The organism is Acinetobacter sp. 22301 (genome assembly GCF_052045285.1).
In the GTDB taxonomy this organism is placed as follows: Bacteria; Pseudomonadota; Gammaproteobacteria; order Pseudomonadales; family Moraxellaceae; genus Acinetobacter; species Acinetobacter pittii.
Map to the genome: position 1 here is coordinate 23,889 of NZ_JBQEOR010000007.1, position 14,185 is coordinate 38,073.

Annotated in this window: 14 protein-coding genes; 4 read left to right on the plus strand and 10 right to left on the minus strand. The window is 38.3% G+C overall.

The genetic code is table 11. The annotated features are described in order from the left end of the window. Positions 1 to 7: 7 nt before the first annotated feature. Positions 8 to 889 carry an ATP-binding protein gene (locus tag ACTJJH_RS11845; protein ID WP_032052273.1) on the plus strand — a complete coding sequence of 294 codons (882 nt, stop codon included), beginning with the start codon at positions 8 to 10 and terminating at the stop codon, positions 887 to 889. A 103-nt stretch (positions 890 to 992) separates the two neighbouring features. Continuing rightward, positions 993 to 2,096: a DUF6670 family protein gene (locus ACTJJH_RS11850; protein WP_069123679.1), complete on the plus strand. Its 1,104-nt coding sequence runs from the start codon at positions 993 to 995 to the stop codon at positions 2,094 to 2,096. 2 nt (positions 2,097 to 2,098) lie between these two features. On the opposite strand, the gene tsaD is transcribed toward ACTJJH_RS11850, so the two are convergent. Then, on the minus strand, positions 2,099 to 3,109 hold the full coding sequence (gene tsaD, locus ACTJJH_RS11855; RefSeq protein ID WP_087400835.1) for a tRNA (adenosine(37)-N6)-threonylcarbamoyltransferase complex transferase subunit TsaD: 1,011 nt from the start codon (positions 3,107 to 3,109) through the stop codon (positions 2,099 to 2,101). Positions 3,110 to 3,254: 145 nt separating this feature from the next. Here tsaD and rpsU point away from each other — a divergent pair, with 145 nt between their 5' ends. Both rpsU and ACTJJH_RS11865 read left to right on the plus strand, forming a co-directional pair. Further along, complete coding sequence (gene rpsU / locus ACTJJH_RS11860; RefSeq protein WP_001136722.1) at positions 3,255 to 3,470, plus strand: 30S ribosomal protein S21; 216 nt, start codon at positions 3,255 to 3,257, stop codon at positions 3,468 to 3,470. Positions 3,471 to 3,495: 25 nt separating this feature from the next. Continuing rightward, on the plus strand, positions 3,496 to 3,942 hold the full coding sequence (locus tag ACTJJH_RS11865) for a GatB/YqeY domain-containing protein (RefSeq protein WP_002115302.1): 447 nt from the start codon (positions 3,496 to 3,498) through the stop codon (positions 3,940 to 3,942). A 92-nt stretch (positions 3,943 to 4,034) separates the two neighbouring features. Here the strand turns inward: ACTJJH_RS11865 and ACTJJH_RS11870 are convergent, their stop codons facing one another. From ACTJJH_RS11870 to gspL, 9 genes are all read right to left on the minus strand, one after another. After that, positions 4,035 to 5,462 carry a M48 family metalloprotease gene (locus tag ACTJJH_RS11870; RefSeq protein WP_440601163.1) on the minus strand — a complete coding sequence of 476 codons (1,428 nt, stop codon included), beginning with the start codon at positions 5,460 to 5,462 and terminating at the stop codon, positions 4,035 to 4,037. Positions 5,463 to 5,604: 142 nt separating this feature from the next. Then, complete coding sequence (locus ACTJJH_RS11875; protein ID WP_440601164.1) at positions 5,605 to 6,570, minus strand: 2-hydroxyacid dehydrogenase; 966 nt, start codon at positions 6,568 to 6,570, stop codon at positions 5,605 to 5,607. Positions 6,571 to 6,581: 11 nt separating this feature from the next. Beyond that, complete coding sequence (locus tag ACTJJH_RS11880; protein ID WP_017480785.1) at positions 6,582 to 7,229, minus strand: hypothetical protein; 648 nt, start codon at positions 7,227 to 7,229, stop codon at positions 6,582 to 6,584. A 100-nt stretch (positions 7,230 to 7,329) separates the two neighbouring features. Next, the gene (locus ACTJJH_RS11885) at positions 7,330 to 9,219 is read right to left on the minus strand and encodes a M48 family metalloprotease (protein ID WP_005068334.1); all 1,890 of its coding nucleotides are present in this window, start codon (positions 9,217 to 9,219) and stop codon (positions 7,330 to 7,332) included. Between the two features lie 78 nt (positions 9,220 to 9,297). Next, complete coding sequence (gene purF, locus ACTJJH_RS11890; protein ID WP_005073509.1) at positions 9,298 to 10,839, minus strand: amidophosphoribosyltransferase; 1,542 nt, start codon at positions 10,837 to 10,839, stop codon at positions 9,298 to 9,300. 25 nt (positions 10,840 to 10,864) lie between these two features. Next, positions 10,865 to 11,452, minus strand: coding sequence for a CvpA family protein (locus ACTJJH_RS11895; protein WP_002115251.1), 588 nt, complete (start codon positions 11,450 to 11,452; stop codon positions 10,865 to 10,867). A gap of 6 nt (positions 11,453 to 11,458) precedes the next feature. Further along, positions 11,459 to 12,463 (minus strand): quinone-dependent dihydroorotate dehydrogenase, encoded by a 1,005-nt coding sequence (locus ACTJJH_RS11900; protein ID WP_032004644.1) that lies wholly within the window; start codon positions 12,461 to 12,463, stop codon positions 11,459 to 11,461. 89 nt (positions 12,464 to 12,552) lie between these two features. Beyond that, a complete protein-coding gene (gene gspM / locus ACTJJH_RS11905) occupies positions 12,553 to 13,032 on the minus strand; it encodes a type II secretion system protein GspM (RefSeq protein ID WP_202744544.1) in 480 nt (159 codons plus the stop codon). Next, entirely contained in the window at positions 13,032 to 14,171 is a 1,140-nt protein-coding gene (gene gspL / locus ACTJJH_RS11910) for a type II secretion system protein GspL (RefSeq protein WP_119685391.1), read from the minus strand. The genes gspM and gspL overlap by 1 nt, the downstream gene beginning before the upstream one ends. Positions 14,172 to 14,185 lie beyond the last annotated feature (14 nt).

The following is a 14,185-nucleotide window of genomic DNA, read 5'->3' on the forward strand; positions in this document are numbered from 1 at the left end:
ACTTACCATGGCTACCATTGATTTACCGGACAATTTAGTTCAAACATTATCACTTGTATTAAATCAGTTACAGCAAGTCTTGCCTGAGCCTCGACAAGAAACAGATTTTACTGCACCTGCTTTTAGATGGGAAAATCAGCAACTTAATGCCATCTATACGCCAAAAAATATTTATCTTGATGACTTAAAAGGCATTGAGCGTCAAAAAGAAAAAATTATTCAAAATACTTTGCAATTTTTAAATGGCCTACCAGCGAATGATGTGCTGTTAACAGGCTCACGTGGTACAGGAAAATCATCTATTGTTCGTGCTTTATTAACTGAGTATGCCCCTCAAGGATTACGTTTAATTGAAATTGAACGTGATGATTTATCAGACTTACCCAAAATTCAAAAACTCATTCAAAATCGCCCTGAAAAATATATCGTCTATTGTGATGACTTGGCTTTTAACGCGGAAGATGAAAATTACCGTAGTCTAAAAAGTGTATTAGATGGTTCATTACAGTCAGGTTCAAGTAATTTTATTATTTATGCAACCAGTAACCGTCGCCACCTGTTACCAGAATTCATGCATGAAAATACACCTGTAACTAAGGTCGATGTTCCCCAATATACTGAACTACATCCACAAGAAGCGATTGAGGAAAAGATCTCTTTGTCGGATCGGTTTGGTCTATGGCTATCTTTTTATCCAATGGATCAAAACCTATATTTAGAAATCGTTGAGCATTATCTCGATAAAGCAAACATGCCTTTCAATGATGAAGTTCGTGCAGAAAGTCTACGTTGGTGTCAGATGCGGGGTCAGCGCTCTGGTCGAGCGGCTTATCAGTTTTCTAAGCATTGGATTGGTTTAAACGCATTAAAAGATTTGTCTAACAATTAAATAAAATGTCCCGCAAAGCCTTAGCTTTGGCCTATAAACCGCTTAGCTTTGGCAGTTGTTTTTCATAACCTAAAACAAAGATAGCCCTTCTTTAGGTTTATATATGAAAAAACAATTGCCAAAAATTTCTACAGCCAGTAAAGCGCTTGGTAAAAGTTTATTACTTGCACAAGGCGTTTTAGACCAAGCAAAAAAATATTCAACTCTTCCTTTTACTCAAGCTCATACCATCCATCCACGAGTTGACGAAAAATATTATAGTTGGACACATTACGGTATCTTTTTCCCGCTTTTACCAGAGCCGCATCGTTACTTAAATATTATGATTTTAATCGGTACACCAGGTGCACTTGCTTTTGACCATGATGATATCATTACTGGAAATCCTAGAAAAACAGCTACATTCTTTTCAAGCACAGCTGCTCTGGAACAAGCTTTACTAAAGGCCTATGTCATTCCCGAAGATACAAAAATTAATAAAGATGGGAGCTTAATAGAACTAGGTCAAGAAATTTCAATTCAAGGTAAATTCCCTCAAATTCACATTAATGGTCATTATGATGGATTTGATTTCGACTTTGATATCGATATTACTTCACATGTTTCATGGTTTATAAAAACACCAATCTATGATCATTTTAGCTTATTGGCAAAGTTTAAAGGTTTTCTAAGCTATCAAGCAGAACGCATTGAAACCCAAGGACTTTGTACTTACGAATATGCTCGAGCAGTTGGTCCTCACTCCATCACAAATAAACTTATTCCTGATGCATATAAACTGCCACTTGATTTTTTCACTTATCAAATCATCAATTTAAATGAAACCACTCAACTTCTTCTTACCAAAGCCGATATTGCAGGACAAACAGCTGCATACACCCTGCATATTCGACATCTGGACCAGCCAGCTGAAATCTACACAGATGTAAGCTTTGATATTATTTCGCATCAAGTTGATGACTTCATTTCACCTACTGGGCAAAAAATGCGACTTCCAAAATATTTTTCTTGGATCGCTAGAAATGATGCAAAGCAAATTATCTTAAACATTCAAGCAGAAATTGACTGCCCATTCCGCTATGGTCATGGGCGAGGTTATGCGAGTAGCTATATATTTACAGGTCATTATTTTGGTAATGAAGTACAAGGCCGCGGTTATATCGAATACATTGATATCGAAAACCAACAGGCCTTTGACGATGAATAATTTTACTCAGGAATAGTGAGTTCAGTCATCGGCCAGCGCGGCGTGGTCGTTACCGCTAAACCATCATGCTGACCTGCTTTTAAACGCTGATAACCAGCAAAAGCAATCATTGCCCCATTATCCGTACATAAAGCAGGCTCGGCATAATAAACTTGCGCTTTAATTTTCGCCAAAGAAGTTTCTAATTGCTCGCGTAGTCTTAAATTTGCGCTAACTCCACCTGCAATCACTAAACGTTTAAGTCCAGTTTGCTTTAAAGCTTTTACTGATTTTTTTACCAAGGTATCTACAATTGCTTCTTGGAATGAAGCAGCAATGTCAGCATCACGATTTTCACCATTCAATTTTTTCAATTGAACAGAAACAGCTGTTTTTAAACCACTAAAAGAAAAGTCCAAGCCTTGATGAAGCATAGGTCTTGGAAACTCAAATGCTAATGGATCACCAGATAATGCAAGTTTTGCGATATTTGGCCCACCTGGATATGGCAAGCTCATCATTTTTGCAACTTTATCAAAAGCTTCGCCCGCAGCATCATCAATAGACTCACCCAATAGTTCATAATGACCAATAGCGTGGGCCGCCATCAATTGTGTATGCCCACCTGAAACTAACAATGCTACAAACGGAAATTCAGGTGGTTGACTTGAAAGTAATGGGGCCAACATATGACCTTCCATATGGTGAACACCAATTGCAGGCTTATTTAAAGAAAAAGCTAAAGTTCTGCCAAACAGTGCACCTGTCATTAATGCTCCCATTAAGCCAGGACCACGCGTATAAGCAACCGCATCAATCTCTTGTTTTGTTACACCACTTTGTTCAAGCAATTGATTCATTAAAGGAATTAATTTACGAACATGGTCTCGAGAAGCAAGTTCAGGTACTACGCCACCATATTCAGCATGAAGTTTAATCTGGCTATAAAGAACCTGTCCCCGTAAGCCGAGTTCGCTATCATAAAGTGCCAACCCTGTTTCATCACAAGAAGTTTCCAAGCCTAAAACAATCATCAAAACTGCCTTTTATATGAGTCAAAATATTGCAATCGCTATTATAGACTTGTGATATGAGTTGTAAATGAGTAAAATACTGACCTTCACTTGTGATCCGGCGCAATGGTGTGCCTGATCTTATCCATAATCTAGAGGATTTTACATGCCACAAGTTAAGTTGAAAGAAGGCGAACCAGTTGACGTAGCTATCCGTCGTTTCAAACGTTCATGCGAAAAAGCTGGTGTTTTAGCTGACGTTCGTAAACGCGAATTCTACGAAAAACCAACTCAAGAACGTAAGCGCAAAAAAGCTGCAGCAGTTAAACGCTACCAAAAGAAATTGGCTCGCGAATCTGTACGTACTACTCGCCTTTACTAATTAATTTGTGATTGACTGCTGAATTATGACTACTTTAAAAAACCAAATTACTGATGCATTAAAAACTTCTATGCGTGCCAAAGATATGGCAACAGTGACGGTTTTGCGTAGTCTACAAGCGGCAATTAAGCAAATCGAAGTCGATGAGCGCAAAGAGCTTGACGACGCTCAGGTTCTTGCGGTCATTGAAAAGCAAATTAAACAACGTAAAGAATCGATCAAAGCCTTTGAAGGTGCTGGTCGTAATGATTTAGCTAGTAAAGAACAAGCCGAAGCTGAGATTATCTCTCAGTTTCTACCAGAAGCTATGACTGAGGAAGAGCTTGATTCTATCATTGAGCAAACGATTGCTGCTCAAGAAGCAACTAGCATGAAAGATATGGGTAAGGTGATGAATTCTCTACGTCCGATCATAGCCGGGCGTGCCGATCCTGCTCAAGTTTCAGCAAAAATTAAAGCTAAGTTAGCTTAATCCCCCCCTTTTTTAAATTTTATATTTCTTCTAATCAAGCTTCTTTAGTTTGTATATATTTGCACACCTGCAAATTAAGTAAGATATAACTTTTAAATCTTCATTCTTCGCTCATCTTGCATCTGTTTCAAACGACTGTCTATTCTTGCCGACATTGCTTGATTATCTTTTGCCAATCGCTGAGCATGCAACATTGATTTTATTGCATTTTCCTCACTACCTGACCAATATTCTGCTTCAGCCCGATAGCGTAAAACATTGACTGCTCTCAACGGTCCTGTCTTGTCCAAATTAGCAGCCTGCTGCAGAAATTGCCAACCTTGGATATCTCTTGGGTTTTTATTGATAAATCGTTGAACCAAAGTTTGAACTTGCGCAAACTTACCTTGGCGTAGCAGCACCTCAGCCAACTTATAACTAAAAGCTTTATTTTCAGGCATCGTCATTTGTGTAGAAGCAATTGTTGTATAAGCTTGATCTAATTTATTTTGGCCGAGATAAATATCTGTCTGCAATAATGTGACAAGAGGCTTTCCACTAGATTTCGCTTGATCTAAAGTAGACTGCGCTTGCACATAATCACCTTGTCTTGTGTAAAATGCTGCTAAAGCAATCAGACCAGCAATATTTTTTTGGGACGCCAAACTTTGTAGTTGGTTTTCAGTTGCCTGATTGGCAATCACCATGGTGTACCATTTTAAAATCTCAAAATCTGCATCATATATACGGTTTTTAACTCGAGGCATCTGGTTTGCACGCAGCCGCGCTTCACTCATACGCTCAGTCGTCAATGGATGAGTCAACCAGAAATCCGGTAAAAAACTTACTCGACTTGTAGCTCTATGCATTGTTTCAAAGTAATCAGCCATACTTTGAGGGTTATAACCCGCCGCATACATATATTGCATACCAATACGGTCTGCTTCACGCTCTTGATTTCGACTATATGTTAATTGCTTATCCATGAGTGCAGCTTGGGTTCCAAGCATCACTGCTGCACCCGCATCGCCACCACCCTGCGCAGCTATAGCCACCCCCGCTAAAAGTCCTGCTAGACTTAGCAATGTTTGACCTTTAAAAGCTTCTTCAGAGCGACTAAAATGTCTTTGCGATACATGCGCAATTTCGTGAGCCATAACCCCAGCAATTTCATCAATATTTCGTGCTGAGGCAATAAGCCCTGTATTGAGCGCAAATAAGCCACCTGGAACAGCAAAAGCATTAATTTGTGGATCTTTAATCACGACTAGACCAATCGGCTGCCCAAGCTGAGTTTCACTTAAAATACTCGAAAATACCTGAAAAAATTGATCTTCTAGCCAGACGTCTTGAATAACGGGCATTTGTTTGTGAACTTCACGAAAAACTTTTTCGCCAATAAATTTTTCTTTTTGTTGATCAAGCAAACCAATCCCACTTCCAATATTTGGAATTTCTACTTGATTTGCAGAAGGCTGAGGGTCGAAAGGCTGCGCGTACGAAGCATTTGTTATAAAAGCCGTACTTAAAATAATTGGCAAAAATCTCAAATGTTTTTCTCTAGTAAAATTAAACCATCAAAAAAAGTCTACTGATATAAAACATAAAAATTATGTTCAATCAATAGACTTTTAATATATCACTCGAGATCGCTTAGTTTTGCAATGAAGTGTTATTAATCATTTATGCAAAGTTTGGGTTTACCAAATATCTAGGAGTTTTATCCTCTAAAGCTTCAACTAGATTTTTATAAGCAAGATTTGCCATTTTTTTACGGGTCTCTGCAGTCGCAGATCCTACGTGAGGCAAAGTAACAACATTTGACAGCTTAAAAAGCTCCGAATCTTGTAAAGGTTCTTTTTCATATACATCCAAACCAGCTCCAAAGATTTCCCCGCTTTGTAAGGCTTCAATCAGAGCTTGCTCATCAACTACTGAACCACGCGCAATATTTATAAAAATAGCGTGCTTTTGCATAAGCTCAAATTGAGTTTTCCCCATCAAAGCTTTCGATTCATTATTTAAATCAACTGCGGTTACTACAAAATCAGACTGTTGCAATAACTCTTCTAAACCAAGATATTGTGCTTTTAAAGGCTCTGCCAATTCAGGTTTTTCACGGCGGTTATGGTAAACAATATTCATGTTAAATCCATAAAAACCACGGCGTGCAATTGCAGCACCAATATTACCAAGCCCAATAATTCCTAGCGTCTTTCCAAAAACATCTAAACCAAATTGCTGAGGCCCAACAGTTCTTTTCCATTCACCTTGTTTCGTCCAATGATCAAGAAAAGGAACTCTTCTAGCAGCGCTTAGTAATAATGTAAAAGCAAGATCAGCCGTTGTTTCAGTTAAAACATGAGGGGTATTTGATAACCAGATTTTTCTTTGGTTTAGATAAGCCACATCATAATTGTCATAGCCAACTGTTACAGATGAAATAATTTTGAGTTTTTGAGCAGGCGCAAGATTACTTTCATTAAGAAGTCGACCAGCACCAATCATCCCATCAGCATCTACAACTTGTTGGCGAATTTGCTCATTAATATCACCCAGTTTTGGATTAAGAACCACAACATGATAATCCTGTTGTAATCGAGACAAAATTTCTTCATCAATTTGGCTAAAAACTACAACTTTTTTCATGTAAATCCCTACTACTCGTTGTTATCTTGCATTAATTGCCATAACCTTTTTTTAAGGAGTGGTTTCTCCAACATCTCTTTTAAGCTCGCCAAATGAATAATATTGGCATGCTGAATATAAGAACATTCACCAAGGCACAAGATCTTCTTGTCTGCTGCGACAGCATCTAAAAAGCCTTGAATATATGAACCTGCACCACGTTGGTCTTGATAGTTAGCTAAAGGGAACGGCCATTTTAGTTCAGCATATTGCCCTATTTTTGCTTTTTGAATGTTATTCCAAAGTTGCTTTTCTTCTTCACTTAAATTGGTAACATCTAAAAAAATAACGCATTTTTCAAGCGCAAAAGCCTGTAACTCAAATGAAGCAATCGTAACCACTGGAGCTTGTACTTCAGTACGAGGCGACACAACAGGCGGAACTTCTACTGGAAGTGGTACCGCAATTTCAGGTTCAACTTTTGGAACTTCGTTGACTTGTGGTTTTGTCGGTTGCTCAACAACTGGATTGTTCTTAGAAGGCAATATAATTGGTTCACCTTCTGGCGCAGCTTGATCTCGCCAGAGACTTTGAGCATTATTTTTTTGGCACACCTGTGTCTTAGGAATCCATACATCAATTCCTAAAGTTGCCAATATATTTCTTTGCTGCCCAATCATCTGTAAATCAATACCTCTACTCTATCTACATTCTAACGGGCTTGAGTTTTTTTTTCAGTGTTTTATTTCATTCAGATGTTTTTATAATCGTAGATGTCTTTTAAATAATCATCACACTATTTCTCTTTTGCATTTGATCCACAATTTCTTCTGTCTCAAAGCCAAAACGCCAATAAAGCAATTCAAGCACATCGAGTTCATCTTGCGTGATAATACGGTCGCTCCACAAACACATTTCTGCAATAGCTAGAATACTTAGCCGGTCACGTAATAATAAACCAGCAATATCATTTAAAATTTCAGCCAGATCTAATGGCTCATCTGAAATTTCATCATAGATATACATTTCATCGGGATTGAGCAGCGAACGTAAAATGCGCTCACGTACTTCTAATTGATTTGGGCTATTAATTTGCTGAACATGAAGTAAAGCATCAATTAAACGAACAATTTGGGGTTTCACTTCTTCAAATGCAGTCGGTAAATGTAACGGCATCAAGTTCAACTCATGTTTAACCCGCTCCAGTAAAAGTGCATCTAACAACCCAATTTCACCATCTTCTTGAATAATAAGCGCTAGCTTAGTAAGAAATTGCCGAGCAATACTTGCGGGTATATGCCCAATATTTTTACAAGCATCATGAAATATTTGAATATGAATACGTCCATCCAAATTCAATAATGCATCGATAATGGCATGACTCACAGGTGCATCTTTTGGAATAAACTCCCGATATTGGCGAATCATCAAAATAGCAACCATCACTTCACGTGAACCAGTCGCAGTTTGTAGTGCTCGCTGAATTAATTCAGGACGCTTTTTATTTCGACGTACATCACTACTCAGGGGCTTAATGGCATCATTTAATGCAAAACTAATTGGTGACAACCTTAATAAAGGTAAAGGCTGTGGAGATGACCACGGAATATAAATTTCTTTCTCAGATTCTTCTAAGAAATGAAATAAGCTAAACAACGGACGGTTGCGAAGTTTCTTTAAATTTTCTAATTGTAAATCTTGTAGCAAAGTAGGATTTAACTCATAAATACGTTCACGAATACTCGGGTGAATATTCATCCAGCTTTGCGGGCTTAGCGAGTTAGCAAAACACATATGTGCGATTGATTCGGAATAAGCACTATGAATTTGCGAACCAGAGTGGTGAACATAAATACGCAATAAAGTTTGGGTATTCGCATTATTTTTTAATAGTCGTACTGTTTTTTGGTCATTACGAAATGTGCGCCCACTCAAAGTCAAATACTTAATAAAACGAGTAATCAGCACACCTAGGCTTCCAGCCAACCAAATGACTCCACCCACTGCAACAAAAACTGTTTCAAATTTATGTTTATAGCCAGGGCTATAGCGCTTAAAACCCTGCTTGGCTAATTTACTGCCCCACTGACTAAAAGTTGTTAAGCCGCTATATAAAATCTTTAATTTAGTATTCTCAACAGCCTCACCCGATAAAATCTGATTAAACTCATGGCCCAATAAACCATATAACTCAAGCTTATCCAGATTCTGTAAAGCACCCCATGTCAGAATAATTACGATATCTTTGGGATGAAAACCTGCCGTAAGTGCATTTACACCAACTTCATCAGGTAATACATATACTGTTGGAACTTTAAGTGAAAAATTTTGGGCTAAGTGTTCTGTAATTTTTAATGCCGCGAGTTCTTCGGGAGTACTCTCCTCTTTCACCAAACGACGTGCTTTAAGTTGTTTTGCTAAAGAGTGTCCACCTTTACGCAGAATATAAAGTTCAGTAACTACCGACCAAACCATAATAAAAAGTAATAGTGCAACGAAGTAAGGACTTAAGGTATGCCACCAAATTGGCTGGCTATAATCAAAAAAATGAACGAGTAAACCTAAAATTAAATTTAAGATAAAAATAGTAAGCAGCACAGCAACCAAACACATAGTGATGGACCATGCCATATTTTTATTTTCGATGAGATAGTGGCTTACTTCTTTCAATGTAAATATTCCCAATTACATTGTTAGGTTTCATCATAAAAGAAAAAAGCGGGAAATACCCGCTTTTTTCGGCTATTTCTATTCTTCTTTGATGCCTGTTAAATCTACAGAAGCAGCATCGACATTAACGTCAATATAACCATCTTTTTTCTTCTTAGCAGAGTCATTACGCTTCTGCTCCAAATTATTTAGATAGTTACCATCAATATCACCTGTTACATAGATTCCATCAAATACTGAGCAATCGAACTCAGTTAAGTCAGGCACTTTGCTGGTACGTACAGCATTTTTCAAGTCTTCCAATTCTTGGAAAATCAAACGATCAGCACCAATAATTTCTTGGATCTCTTCCACACTGCGTTCTGAAGCAATAAGCTCAGCTTTAGCAGGCATATCAATACCGTAAACGTTTGGATACATTACTTTCGGTGCTGCTGACGCAAAGTATACTTTTTTTGCACCAGAATCACGTGCCATCTGAATAATCTCATTACACGTTGTACCACGTACAATAGAGTCATCCACCAACAGAACGTTCTTACCTTTGAATTCTAACTCAACAGGGTTTAATTTCTGACGTACAGATTTTTTACGTTGCTGTTGACCCGGCATAATAAAGGTACGGCCGATATAACGGTTTTTCATAAAACCTTCACGGAACTTCACACCTAGAATATTTGCAAGTTCTAAAGCTGAAGTACGGCTCGTATCTGGAATTGGAATCACCACATCAATATCGTGGTCCTCGCCCCAGTCACGTAAAATTTTATGAGCAAGCTTTTCACCCATTTTTAAACGCGCTTTATAAACCGAGATTCCATCAATAATCGCATCAGGACGAGCAAAATAAACGTATTCAAAAATACATGGGCGGTATTTCGGATTAGCAGCACATTGTTTAGAGAACAACTCGCCATTTGCATTGATGAAAATTGCTTCACCTGGTTCAATATCACGCTCAATTTTGAAACCAAGAGCAGTAATAGCCACCGATTCAGAAGCAATGATGTATTCCATCTCACCTTGTTCAGTCACACGCGAACCATAAATAAGTGGGCGAATACCATTCGGATCACGGAAGCCAACCAAACCATGACCAGTAATCATCGCTACTACACCATACGCACCTTGGCAACGCTCATGCACACGAGAAACCGTGTGAAAAATATCGTCAGCTGTAGGATTTAAAGTGCCTTTTTTCTGTAATTCATGTGCGAATACGTTTAAAAGAACTTCTGAGTCAGAATCAGTATTCATATGACGTAAATCTGTTTTAAACAGGTCATCATGAATTTCTTCTGCATTGGTCAAGTTACCATTATGTGCAAGCGTAATACCGTAAGGTGAGTTTACATAAAATGGTTGTGCTTCAGCACTGCTCGCAGAACCAGCAGTTGGGTAACGTACATGGCCAATACCATAATTACCAAGTAATGCTCTCATATGACGAGTATGAAAGACATCACGCACCATACCGTTATCCTTACGAAGGAAAAGACGGCCTTCATGGCAGGTTACTATTCCAGCTGCATCTTGCCCACGATGTTGCAACATCGTTAAAGCATCAAACAACATTTGGTTCACTGGCGATTTACCGGCTATACCAACAACTCCACACATAGCAACCTCGCAGACAAGCTAGGAATTAATAAAAAGGATTCTTTGTCGAATGGTCGGATCGGTTTTCTAAATCTTCCGATTCGTCCATTGGTTTTGAAGGAGTGCCTGATGCACTACCTCCAGATGTTATTTGATGAAATGCCTCACTTGCAGCATCTTTAGACAACTCGGTAGCCAAAGGCGCATAAGGCAATAAAAACTGTATAAATTTGGACTGTTTCCAGTGCGGTGAACTTTCAACCCAAGGTCCTACACCCTGCATTGTAATTAGTACAACCAACAAGCCCTTTAAAGAACCAAAAGCACCACCTGCTAAACGATTTAATGGCCCCAATTTCAGACTTTTCAAGAGGCCATTTAAAAATGCAGAGACGATCCATGTTAAAACAATGATCAAAAGCGCTATAAATGCAAAAGCTGCAATTTTTTGAACAACTGGATCATGACTTAAACCCGACATAGACGGAGCAAGAAGGACAGCATATTTTGCACCCATAATTAATGCAATGACCCATCCTACCAAGTTCGCAAAGGCTTTAATAAATCCTTGTCGCAAACCGTTTAGCCCCCCAATGAGCAAAAGTATCAGAATAATGATATCAATTGTGTTCATATTCACTTAAGACATAGCTGCAACACATTGTTTCACTAAAATAGGACCTGTATAAATTAGCCCACTATAGATCTGTACTAATGTTGCTCCAGCTTGCTGTTTGACTGCTGCTTGTTCACCCGACAAAATTCCACCCACGCCAATTAACGGGATTTGTCCTTTTAATGTTTGGGAAAACAAACGTAAGCATTCTGTACTTTTTTCAAAAACAGGCGCGCCTGATAAACCTCCCGACTCATTACCATAAGGAAGATTTTCTACACCTTCTCTTGATAAGGTCGTATTAGTAACGATCAAGCCATCAATTTTAAACTGTACTAACTGCGCTGCAATAAATTCAACATCTTCCGCTGTTAAATCAGGTGCAACTTTCAGAACCAAAGGAACATAGTGATTATTTTGTTCAGCTAGCTCAAGTTGTCTTTCTTTTAAGGTTTGCAATAGTTCAGTTAATGCATCGCCACTTTGTAAACTTCTTAAGTTCTTAGTATTTGGAGATGAAATATTAACGGTAATATAAGAAGCGTAGTTATACACTTTCTCAAGGCAAATCAGGTAGTCATCAACAGCTTTTTCTACAGGAGTATCAGCATTCTTACCAATATTAATGCCTAAAATTCCTTTAAACTTTGAAGCTTTTACATTTTCAATCAGCTTATCAACACCATCATTATTGAACCCCATACGGTTAATAATGGCTTGAGCTTCAGGAATACGGAATAAGCGCGGCTGCGGATTACCCGATTGAGGACGAGGTGTAATGGTTCCAATTTCAATAAAACCAAACCCTAACCCAGCTAAAGCATCAATGTGTGCACCATTTTTATCAAGACCAGCTGCTAAACCTACTGGATTTGGAAATTCAATTCCCATACAAGTCGTCGGTTTCGCCTCTACGCTCTGACGGAGTAGGCCGAACTTATGTGCTTTATCAAGCATAGATAATGTTAATTCATGGGCACGCTCTGGTGCTAAACTAAACAACATCGGGCGAGCAAGTGAATATAACATACCAATCACAATCTACTGATTTTAGGTAGGCATATTATAGGCACAGGGAGCACAAAACACCATGCTTAAGACCAGCATATTTTAATATGTTATTGAACCGTCGCTGTTAATTTAATCTGACCTTCACTTGAAACCATTTCCATTTTTTCAATACTTAAGCCCATTTGTGCCAGCTGGGTTAAAAAGTTAGCTAAAATTGCGTAATTCTGATGAGTAACAATAATTTGTAACTGCTCGCCATTTTGCTGAGAAGTAACTGTTAAACCTTGCTGTTGAGCTACACGTTGTATTTTTTCTGCTTGCCCTAACTCAAGCTCACTCGCAGGTTTCATAGTGACTGCATTACTTTGCATCCACACCATCAAATCTTTTAAATCATTTAAGCGCTGTTGCTGCTGTTCTGCTAAGGAATGCATTTTCCAAAGTGAAGTCCCAATAATAGCCACTACAACAAAAATTGTAGTAAAGACCACCATAATACGTTCACGGACAGTCAAACGGTCTAAATATTGATTAACTTGTTCGATCCACTGATCAAAGCGGTTTTGCAATTGAGCTAATATTTTCATTATTGTATTTTCACCACCCCAATTGCCCCACCACCATCGGCTTGAATATTACCTAACTCCGCCTTAAATCCTTGCTGATTAAGCTGCTGTGTTAAAGCTTGCAAATCATCTGCCGATTTTGCTTTCAAGGCCATGGTTAGTGTAGAAGCATCATAATTTAATTGCTGAGCTAAAATTTGTCTTTGCATCAAAATAGGTCCAACACGACTCAATAAAGAAAGTGCTTGTGTATCGCCTTGTTTACTCATTCTTAAATGACTTTCAAATTGGCTTTTTATATTTTGTTCATTTACGCGACTAGAAGGACCAAACCAATATTTATATTGCTCAATTGTCTGCTCAGCTGTTTGATTCGCTACATTTCTTAATTTTACCCAACGCAACAAATCATAGCTAAACTGAACCACAATGATTGCTAAAACAATAACCGCACATGCTTTCCAGTACCCAGAAACCGTTTGCTCTTGCCCTTTGGCTTTTGGTAAAACGTTAAAAGGATGCTGTTTAGGTTTATCTAAGCCCTGAAACTGATAAAAAAATTCTGAACGTTGCTCAACACTAGAAGCTGCTTCTAAGCTTTCTAATTGTTCTGTCGTTAATCCACTATATTGATAGTTTGTTTCAACTGGCTGGAATTCCAAAAACAATCCCAAATCATCTAGTGAATTACCAACCCATTTACTTTCACGCGCCAGTAATTTTTGGTCAATATTACACAGGATAACTTGGTGTTCTTGTGGTTCTGGCAAAATCAAAAAGTCTGGCAACAAAGCAACCAGCTTGATTGGCAACAAATTCATTGCATGTTGCCATGTTTCCACAGTAGTTTTTGCAACGCCCAATATTGTTAATTGATCAGCATGAAAATGATGAACTACTTTCATGTGATCAATAGGCAAAGTTACAAACTCTTCAAGCAAATATTTAACACCATCTGCTCCAAGTTGCTTGTAATGAGACTTTGCTATTTGTTGCTGGAATACCTGAGCATGACGACTAGGAAAAAAGACAACAGCCTCTTTTCCTTGGTGCAATTGTAGGTCTTGTATTAATTGATCGAGGCTTTCAGCCTGCAACCAGTTTTCTCCGTTAGACCAATGCCATATTCCATTGGTTTCAGGCATCCATAAATACAGCATAATGGGCTAAATAA